The 9,813-nt window shown below is 33.8% G+C and carries 6 protein-coding genes, 3 tRNA genes and 1 pseudogene; 2 read left to right on the forward strand and 8 right to left on the reverse strand.

All coding sequences use genetic code 11. From position 1 onward, the window contains the following. The 8 genes and pseudogenes from BMY75_RS18545 to BMY75_RS15590 form a co-directional block, all read right to left on the reverse strand. Positions 1-1,410, reverse strand: a pseudogene (locus BMY75_RS18545) (Wadjet anti-phage system protein JetA family protein). A 39-nt stretch (positions 1,411-1,449) separates the two neighbouring features. Beyond that, on the reverse strand, positions 1,450-2,256 hold the full coding sequence (locus BMY75_RS15555; RefSeq protein ID WP_074835670.1) for an Nmad3 family putative nucleotide modification protein: 807 nt from the start codon (positions 2,254-2,256) through the stop codon (positions 1,450-1,452). Then, on the reverse strand, positions 2,253-2,858 hold the full coding sequence (locus BMY75_RS15560) for an Nmad2 family putative nucleotide modification protein (protein ID WP_074835673.1): 606 nt from the start codon (positions 2,856-2,858) through the stop codon (positions 2,253-2,255). Before BMY75_RS15560 ends, BMY75_RS15555 begins: the two co-directional genes overlap by 4 nt. A 9-nt stretch (positions 2,859-2,867) precedes the next feature. Then, positions 2,868-3,692 carry a tetratricopeptide repeat protein gene (locus BMY75_RS15565; RefSeq protein WP_074835676.1) on the reverse strand — a complete coding sequence of 275 codons (825 nt, stop codon included), beginning with the start codon at positions 3,690-3,692 and terminating at the stop codon, positions 2,868-2,870. A 1,378-nt stretch (positions 3,693-5,070) separates the two neighbouring features. Further along, positions 5,071-5,144: transfer RNA gene (locus BMY75_RS15575), tRNA-His, on the reverse strand. Between the two features lies 1 nt (position 5,145). Next, positions 5,146-5,222 (reverse strand) — tRNA-Glu (locus BMY75_RS15580). 9 nt (positions 5,223-5,231) lie between these two features. Then, positions 5,232-5,318, reverse strand: a tRNA-Tyr gene (locus tag BMY75_RS15585). A 12-nt stretch (positions 5,319-5,330) separates the two neighbouring features. After that, the gene (locus BMY75_RS15590) at positions 5,331-5,555 is read right to left on the reverse strand and encodes a helix-turn-helix domain-containing protein (protein ID WP_024860008.1); all 225 of its coding nucleotides are present in this window, start codon (positions 5,553-5,555) and stop codon (positions 5,331-5,333) included. Positions 5,556-6,135: 580 nt separating this feature from the next. Here BMY75_RS15590 and BMY75_RS15595 point away from each other — a divergent pair. Together BMY75_RS15595 and BMY75_RS15600 are read left to right on the forward strand one after the other, a co-directional pair. Continuing rightward, positions 6,136-7,551, forward strand: a complete 1,416-nt coding sequence (locus BMY75_RS15595) for a reverse transcriptase domain-containing protein (protein ID WP_074835682.1) — start codon at positions 6,136-6,138, stop codon at positions 7,549-7,551. Between the two features lie 189 nt (positions 7,552-7,740). Then, positions 7,741-9,726 carry an RNA-directed DNA polymerase gene (locus BMY75_RS15600; protein WP_074835685.1) on the forward strand — a complete coding sequence of 662 codons (1,986 nt, stop codon included), beginning with the start codon at positions 7,741-7,743 and terminating at the stop codon, positions 9,724-9,726. The last annotated feature ends 87 nt before the right edge of the window (positions 9,727-9,813 follow it).

Raw genomic sequence — 9,813 nt, forward strand, 5'->3', positions numbered from 1 at the left:
TCATTTCACCCGCTTTTTAATTATAAAATCATGAAAGGTAAAGCCACGCTGGCTGATAACATTTTCTTTTGGTATGACCACAAATTCTGATCTTTTATCACGAGCATATATACAAATAAATATCAATCTTATCATATCTCGCTTTGAAGACATCTCTATTTCTGAGGCACTGACCTCAGAATGATTTTGAAGAATAGCGTTAACAAAAACATTAATGTTTTTCCTTGAAAAACGATGTTCATTTTTCTCCTTGAGTATTGCACGTTTCCTCTTTATTTCATCATCAGATATCAATTGTTCAGAGAATATTTCATCGACATCATTCATTCGCTCCGTGATACTTATTGGTTTCAATGATTCACCATTTATAAAGCTTTGTGGGAACATATTGAAGATCTTGCAGTAATCATCAGGCACATCATCATAAATACCGCGGTCTTCTTCCTCATCAAATGCAGTTGACAGTGTTCTTAATATCGTTGAGAGCTTTCCTTCAATATTATTGGTATTTAAGAAGGCCAGCTTCGCTCTGCTAACAGCACTTCTAAGATACTTAGAATGTTTCCTGACGATTTCCTTCTCAATTTCATCATACGAATTAAAATAGCCTATAACACAGCTTATCATTTCTATTACTTTTTCATTTGCTTCATTTTTATCATTTTCACTCTCGATATTCTGATAACCAATTACTGCTCGCTGCATTATTGATTCATCGCTTAACAAATCACGCAAGCGACTCTCGATAATATTTCTGAACCTCGAAACATTATCATTGGTTTTCATTCTATGATAGGCTTTTGATCCAACTTTATCATTGTACTGAAAGAAGTGCTCCATAAGTTCTTACGATGATTGCCCATCGGTCAGTTCATCTATATATTTCCTTATGCTTGTATTTAGTTTTTTTAACTCTGTAAACAACGAAACTGTTCTATCGTAGACAGGCTTAATAATTTGAGGATATGGTCTATCAAGTAGTTTTTCATTTGTCAGCAACGAATATATAGCTGATATCTCACTTTGATATTCCATCTCATTATCTTCTGTTATTGTAGCAAATGCCTGCATCAAAGTGATGGAGTAGTCCGGCATTACTATCTTCGCTTGACCGTTATTATCATACTCATATTCTATCCAACCATACCATTTTAGTTTTCTCAAAAATGCATTTGCTTTAGATCTGGAATCCTGAAAAACGTCCTGACTTTCCTCAAACTGAATATCATCAGAACTATTCTTCTCAAAATAGTCGGTCAACCGGACTACTAAGATTTCCTTGTCTATTCCATAGGATAATTCACTTCGATATGATCTATATATGATTTCAAGACAATCAATAAAAATATTCTGATACTTTCCGGTCAGAGCTTTAAAAAGATCATTCCCGACTATTTCAAACAGATTCATTTTTTCACCTTCCAGAGATAATCGAAATGCGACATATAATCATTTCAGTATCCCTCTCACCCATTCCAACAGACCATCTGACTCAAACACAACAAGCTCCTGCCAGATACCGCAGTAATACAGTCCCTCACCTTTTGCAGAATTCTTCTTGTTTCCATAGACATGTTCAGGCATAAGGAAATCATACTCGTTCCATGTAGCTCTACCCTTGCCTTCCATTGTCAGAACGCGGTCTTTTCGGAAATCCAGCGTGCCGTATCCTTTCATGTTACAATCAAAAGAAAGTGTTTTCGTAGGCAGATACAGTGCATTAGACGTGGTTGCAAGTCTGTGTCCAGACGAATGCGGGTGCCAGTTATATTTGGCTATCTCATCGGGAGCGGTGAGTATTTTCCCCACTTGCATGTAACCGTATATGATATTCATATCAGCGTGTGCATAGAAATCATCACCTTTTCTTCTGACATAGCGATAACCTTTATCTGTACTCTCAACTTGACGAAACCAGCCAAAGAAAAGGAAAACATCACCGACTTCAACTCCTGCATTTTTCAGCACTCCCTGTGCTGCACCTATCTGTCCGAAAGCGGGAGACCAATTTTCTATCGGAGTGACACGGTTATTTTCTCTAATATCGGGGTCAATATGACACCCATCATACGATTTATTTGGGTGCAAGTCTGATAATATCTTTGAATATGTAGTATCATTCCACCGCAAGTCGGAAAAACAGTCCGTATCATTTGACGGGATAGGCATGGACAAAAGTGTGCCATCCGGCATTATTGGACTTGCACAGCCGCCGTTTGACGAATCAAAGCCTTTTCTTGATAAGATTATTTTCATTTGCAGCCACCACACCTATTCTTAACCGGTTTAGTCGGAGTATGCTTTTTGCCGTCACGATATTTTTGACACTCCGCTACTATCTGTTCTGCTATATCTCCTGTGCAAAACTTCGTCTCGCGAAATCTTGCACCGTATCTATCCACAAGCTCATTGTATACAGCATCCCTACCAAGATATATGAAATCATCGGACAGCAGAACATACTTACCTGCAATATCACGGATATTCTGTTTCTCGTCAACATGAACTCCCTCGTTCCAGAGATTATGATTTCTTATGAGTTTACCGTTCGACAAGCTGTAAATATCGTCCGTCCTGCCCTTAGAAATGGCGCTGTAATACTCGGTCATTGTAATGATATTTGTTATCTTTGCAAGGTAAAGAAAATTGCTCTTATGTGTACCAAGCAGATACACCTCATCGGTCTTGTAGTCTGCACTGTCACGGCAGCTGCCGACACGGTAGCGTAGTCCGGTATGTATAGGCTTACCGTTTCTTATCTGTCCGCCCTTGCAACAGGCAAGGGAGAGTAGACCTTTATCTATGCAGGGCGCTAGACCTGAATCGGAGGTCAGGCGGTAGATGTAAACATATTTCATTACTTTTACCTAATCAAAATTCCATTCATCATCAGGCAATTCAGCAAGCAGTTTTTCTCTTGCCTGCGCCTGCCCCTTTATCGTACCTTCAAGGCTCTTTTTATACATAGTATCCCCATCAGCGACCATATCATATAAAAACGATTCAGCTTTCTGATAGCATATAAGTGCATTTTTATAATTTTGCTCCACACCGATACCATTCAGGAACATCTTTCCCAGTCGAAGATACACGGGACCAGCAAAAATTTTTGCTGCATCATCCGTCATAGTATCAAGACAGCGCATATAGATCAGAAAGGCTTCCTTCTCGTTTTTCTTGACATAATACCCGTTGAGATACATATCACCTATCTTGTACAGCGAGATCAGATGACCGTCAAAAGCTCCGAGAGCAAAATAATTGAATGCCTTTTCGTAGTCGGGCTTGTCCATATTTCTGCCGTAGTAATAACAGTATCCTAGATTCTCCTGCGCCTGCCTACTGCCGTTTTCAGCAGCCATATTGTAATAATATAGCGCCTTTTCAAAACTCTGCTCAAAGCATCTGCTGCCGTTATAATACTGTGCTCCGAGGTCATTCATTGCATCGCAGTTTCCGTCTTCAATTGCAGTTTCAAACATATCTGTGATAAACTCCATAAGTACATCGGGAAATTCATGAGGCTTATCGCACTCAACCAACGTCGATGCTATATCATAAGGTTCAGCGGTTGCAAAGCCCTCATCGTCCATTATGCCTGCAAGAAAACTGTGCGTTTCCGGTAGTTCTTCTGCATCGAGCATTGAGAATATTTTTTCGACTTCTGTTGTGATATAATCTGAATTCTGCATACTTCTTGCCTCCTAGTCTTATTTTTCATCAAGCATCCATTTTCGCTCAAATAATGCATAAAACACTGTTTCCAAATGGAATGATTTAAACTTGCATATCGTTTGCCATTCATTTTGTGCCGATTAAAACAATGTAACATATTCACCTATTAGTATAGCATATTTAAGTTAAAATTGCAAGAGAGTGCACAAACAAAATTATCTTTATCGCAAATTTGGCTCGTGCACTTGCCTTGATAATAATGATACTCAAGTTAACAGCGATTGTCAATTCGTAACCGCTAAAAAATCAAACACAACAAAAATATAAGCAATACAATGCCCAATAATTTTTTTCAAATGGGAATGTTATCTTCCTGCGGAGGGTCTCTGCGTTTGAATGCATAATCATCGCTGTCATCATTAAACATTTCAAACTCCAGGAGATCATCTCATCCATTGTTATTAAAATCCATATCAGCACCTCCAGTTTTTTTGTATTTAGAATATTATATCATACAATTTATATTTTGTGGTAACTTTTTTTGGACTAAAGCCATTTACGGCATTTAAAACTAAACAAAAATAGTCGTGTAGAATTATACATACAAAACAATTCGCAGCAAATGATCTGTATTTAATAACATAGACATTATAAATAAAATCCATCCAATAAAAATAGGCAAATCGCAGAAATTAAAAATAATTTCTCGATTTGCCTTAACATTTTTACTTCAATCCTATGTATATATGAAAACAAAAATTATTTGCCAGAAATAATTTTTCCTCAGCACATATATTTATCTATATCCAACGCAGACGAAATGTTTGTCAATACGGAAACAATAAACTCTGTCAGCAGGATTATTATTCTCATCCGCCATAAGCAAATTGCTTATAGACCTTACATATTTTTCGATGCATTCTCACCCATACAAAATTTACAGAGTGCCGTACACTCTTGCCACACAAAATTTTTTATTCCTACAAACTTTTTGAAAAAACAAAATTTGCATTTAACAAAACGGCCTGCAAGTGTGCAATACTTATGGAAGGAGTTTTTTCATAAACATCTAGATATGATTTTTATCTGTGATATGTTCGATGATCAAATTGATTTCAAGCAAATCAATTTTGATAACGCCTCCCCCATCGGAAACAAAAATCATTGCTTTCCTGATAGATGATAAAACATACTGCTTTGTAAAATAAGATCAGAATCAGAGTAAACCGCTTGCTTTTATGTCGCGCTTTCATTCTGTAATAATTATACAGCAGACCGGAATGATTGTCAATATTTTTCGAAGCATTATACCCCGTGCATAATCAACAGAAGGGGACTTTCTCGCTATGCTCACAGCGCATCCGCTGCAATCGCCACTATGCATACTTGCCCATTTGGGGTAATCGAAGAGAATCGAACTCTTATTATCAGAGCCACAATCTGATGTCCTTCCATTAGACGACTACTACCTGGTGACGGATAGGGGGATCGAACCCGCTATTTAGAGATTGAAAGCCTCTTGTCCTGACCTGTTAGACGAATCCGCCATATTATATTGGTGGGTAAGGTAGGACTCGAACCTACAGCGTTTCTATGTCACGGATTTACAGTCCGCTGCCTTCACCAATTCGGCGCACTTACCCATATATCGCCACTCATATTCGAGTGACGATTATTATTTTATCTATCGGAATATCAAACATATCCGCAAGTATTATCAGGTTGTCGATGGTAGGAACAGCGTCCCCACGCATCCACTTAAATATTGCCTGCGGAGTATTGAAACCGCAGCGAGCCTGTACATCGGATATTTTGAAACCTTTGGATTTGATGATATTCTTTATATTATTACCTGTTGCCTTTACGTCGATTATCGGCATCGTGAGCAACTCCTTTCTCTGTATTATGATAAAACAAAAACACCGCCTGCTTACATACAGACGGTGTTTATCATTTGTATGGATCACAACACAAAGAAAGTGTTCTCCGAAATGACTATCCACTACGTTTATCTGTATGCAACACAAATAGAGCCTCTTCACTCTCGTGATAGAAACTTTCTTCATAGTGTTCGCTATACAGATAGACCATAGTAAACTGTCTCATTTCAGGTAACTCCTTTCAAAATAATTCTTGTTACAGAGGTCGCTTCCAACCGTTCCTGTTCTGACTACACCTGTATTATAGCATAGCTTTTTGAAAAAAGCAAATAAACTGTAGGTATATTTTATAGAGATTTAATTAATGCAAATTATCGAACGCAGTTTATGTTGTACTTGCTGTTTTGTATCACAGTTATTAACTTATTATATGTAAAATATTGAATTTTGGATTAATCTATGATATAATAAATGGTATAATTATATCTTAAACAAACGACGGATATCATTAATGTATGATAACACTGTTTATACCTATGTATTTATAACTCAAAAGTAATTGAAGTATAAGAGTTAACGTATGGATATTAATATGGAAATAGAAAAAATAGTCAAATATCGAAATGCTTCTCTTCTTTTTAAAGATCGGAAAAACGAATTTGCTCTTGCATCCATTATTGATAGGATTAAAAATGATTATAAAAATTATAATTTTAATTTTTCAGAATTTGAGAATATATCATTAAAGCAAATGGATAAAGTGCGCCATATAAAAAAATATAAAGATTTTTCAACTGAGGAAGTTTTATGTATATATTTGAAAAGAGTTTTAGATAGAAAATTTCATATAAAATACCCTAACCGTAATGAATATATGCATTCATTATTTGATATGATTAGTGCATTGTCGAAGATGAATGATTTTTCAATTTATAGATTTGACTTCAAAGACTTTTTTAATACAGTTTCAAGTGAATATGTATTTAAAAAATTTATATTAGCTTCTTCGCTGGAAAGGGATCAACTTGATTTATTGGAAAAATTTGTTAAAGAAACAAAATATGCATATGCTGGATTAAATACTTCAAATATAATTTGTGAGATAATTGCTAAACACTTTGATGAAATTTTAACACAAAAATTTAAGCACTATGGTCTTATTTTTTATCGTCGTTACATTGATGACGGAATTCTTATTTTTAATACACGAATAGACGAAGCGAAATGTCTCTCTATTATAAATGAAACTATTAATGAAGTGTTTGATGATAAAGGTATAAATGTAATCAAACGTTGCAAGACAAGAATAAATGAATCTAAGTCAAAATACATTTCTATTCGCGACATGAAATCGAATATAGGCAGTATCACACTAAATGGGGCAAGCAGAAAAAAACTTGATGAAAAAGAATTTGATTTTTTGGGATATGAATTTAGAATAATATCATGGCTTTATAAGAAGAAAATGGGGCTACGTTTTGAAATAGTCTTTAAGTATGGAATAACACAGCAAAAGATAGATAAATACACAAATAGAATAAAAAAGATTATAGATGATTATATAAAAGACAAAGACGTTGAATTATTAAGACATAGGCTAAAAGCATTTACCCACAGAACGGTTTATCAAGTTCAAAGAAATAATTCTATGATTTGGAAATCGAAGGGGTTTATATCAAATTATACTGAATTAAGATATAGAACGGATTCACTTACTAAAGAAACAACCACTTTTTTAAAAAAATCAATTCTTAATTATTGTAGAAGAGAATTTAGAGGTAAATTACCTTATTTTTTAAAAGGAAAAGAAGATGAATCAATATACAGTTTGATGAATAATTTAGAGAACAATCGAACCCTTCTTTTTGTTGAACCTATTGGCATTAATCAAAGTGGATTAGAAAAACTATGCAAGCAAATAGGAATAGAGACGTCAAATAAAAAATATGAAGACTTAGTTGGAGAATATTTGATTAAGGTTAATGTTGGACATTAAAAATCAAAGTGGTATCGAGTTGCCTCAATACCACTTGACCGGTGCTAAAAATATATATAGCTCCTAAGTATGATCATAGCTAAAGCCGTACTGATCATACCGCTGATGTGTGCAGTTATGTAATATAGCTGCTGTCAGATAAGTACTATACTGACATAAATATTATATCATAAAAGAGAGGAAAAAGCAATGGGTTCGAAAAATAATATTGAACGTAACAAAATAGATTATATTTTAACTGACATTATGCCTGTTGAAACTTCGGAATTGTTCTCATTTGGAAAGTTCTATGAATACCTTTCAGAGCATCATAAAGAATTGAATGGTATTCTTGAAGAATTACTAAAGTTAAAGGCCAGGAATGTTTATATGTTTAATGGAGGAATATGGGCTTCAACTCCCTTAAAATACAATATTTTAAAAGGCGTTAACGGAGCAAGAGAAATAAATATAGTTCAGCCGAGTTCTGCTTTGAATATCTATTTTTTTATTGAATGTTATCAAAAAGAAATTCTTGATTATTTAGAGAACAATAATCGGTTTTCTTTACGATATCACAGAAAGAATAATGATTTATATTATCGGTGCAAAAGTCAAAAATTAACAGAATACTTTTCTAAGACATCACGAAAAGTGAATAAAAGTATTATACAACAGACTGGAGCGTATTTTAAGATACATAAATTCAATTCTGTTTCGTCTTTTACAAACTCAAGACTGTGGCAGCAATGTAATTTTAAATACAGATACTTTGCAAAAGTAGACTATAAAGCATGCTTTGACAGCATTTATACTCATACATATAAATGGATAATCGAAAGGAACACCGTTGATTCAAAGGATGCAAAAAACAGCAACATGTTAATTGTTATTGATAGAATTCTACAAAACATTAACGGAAGGTCTTCTAACGGATTAATCGTAGGTCCTGAGTTTTCAAGAATGATTGCTGAAATACTGCTACAGAGTATTGATAAAGGGGTCTTTGAAGATCTTCAATTAGAAGGTTTAATTATGAAAAAAGATTATCGCGTTTTCAGGTATGTAGATGATATTTATATTTTTGCAAACAATTCAAATGATATAGATCGTATTGTGAAAACTATCGAGAAAAACGCTCAAAAGTACTTGTTACGCTTAAACGAACTTAAGTATTTTACAACTGAAACACCCGTGTTGTTAAACAAATGGATAGAAAAAACACGAATATTAGCTGATAAAATTGCAGCGCTTTTTCATAACAAAAAAGATTTACGTGATAATGATGAATGTGATTATTTAGTAAAAAACGGCTACATCTCATTAGAACGATTAAAAGATGAATTCGCAATTCTGATGGTTGATTATCCCAATGACAGACGTTATATTGTTTCTTTTATTTTGAGTACATTACTTAATAATATTAGTAACAAAAAAGATGGTTATAAATTATTTGATACTAATAAAACTGGACGAGCATATATTTTACTCGAGTTAGCTTTTTTCGTATACTCTTTTTGTCCATGTTTTGAGCATTCTCAAAAGATTATATCAATGATAGTATATTTTGATGATGAATTAAAGTTTAAAGATGATGAAAATAATCACAATAAATTGGTTAATCTCATTAGAAGGTATGCTTTCATTTTTGAAAAAGCAAATCTTAATGATATTTGCAATTGGTTTATATTCTTCAATGAATATAATATTTCTCTTTTAAAAAACAGTGAGGATGTAATTTATAATAGGATAATCCAAGAAAACAATCCTATATTATGGGCGAATTATCTTATATATAGCAGGTACAATCTAAAGTATAATGGTGAAGTTTTAAATAAGTTGGAAGAGGTTATTAGTAATAATATTATGCAGATGGTTGCCGATGAAACGCTATTACAAAAGGAATTTTGGTATGTTCTCATTTTTGTTAATTGTCCGTATATTTCAACATCATTGAAAATAAAATTGAAAGAAAAAGTGAATTTAATTCCTCATTTAGGTAATGATGTTGAAACGAAATCTGGCAAATTGATATACGATTTTATTAGCACTAACCATCTTAATCTCTTTTTCTACTGGGGATATTACAATTTTGATGCATGTAAGCAATTGACATTTAGAACATATCAAAGGACATTGTTTAAACAGTATAAAAACAAACGCACAGTAGAATTATATGGTAGTTTAGATTCATAATGTAGAGAACAGCTCACTGTTTATGGAATAATCGTGAGTCTATCCTAAAATTTGTGTAAACCTCTGAAGTAGTGTATAATAGAAGAG

This window comes from Hominimerdicola alba (genome assembly GCF_900109655.1).
GTDB classification, from domain to species: Bacteria; Bacillota; Clostridia; order Oscillospirales; family Ruminococcaceae; genus Hominimerdicola; species Hominimerdicola alba_B.

Coding starts and splice junctions, on each gene's coding strand:
- BMY75_RS15555 (WP_074835670.1), bottom strand. CDS start 2,256: ATGAAAATAATCTTATCAAGAAAAGGCTTTGATTCGTCAAACGGCGGC.
- BMY75_RS15560 (WP_074835673.1), bottom strand. CDS start 2,858: ATGAAATATGTTTACATCTACCGCCTGACCTCCGATTCAGGTCTAGCG.
- BMY75_RS15565 (WP_074835676.1), bottom strand. CDS start 3,692: ATGCAGAATTCAGATTATATCACAACAGAAGTCGAAAAAATATTCTCA.
- BMY75_RS15590 (WP_024860008.1), bottom strand. CDS start 5,555: ATGCCGATAATCGACGTAAAGGCAACAGGTAATAATATAAAGAATATC.
- BMY75_RS15595 (WP_074835682.1), top strand. CDS start 6,136: ATGGATATTAATATGGAAATAGAAAAAATAGTCAAATATCGAAATGCT.
- BMY75_RS15600 (WP_074835685.1), top strand. CDS start 7,741: ATGGGTTCGAAAAATAATATTGAACGTAACAAAATAGATTATATTTTA.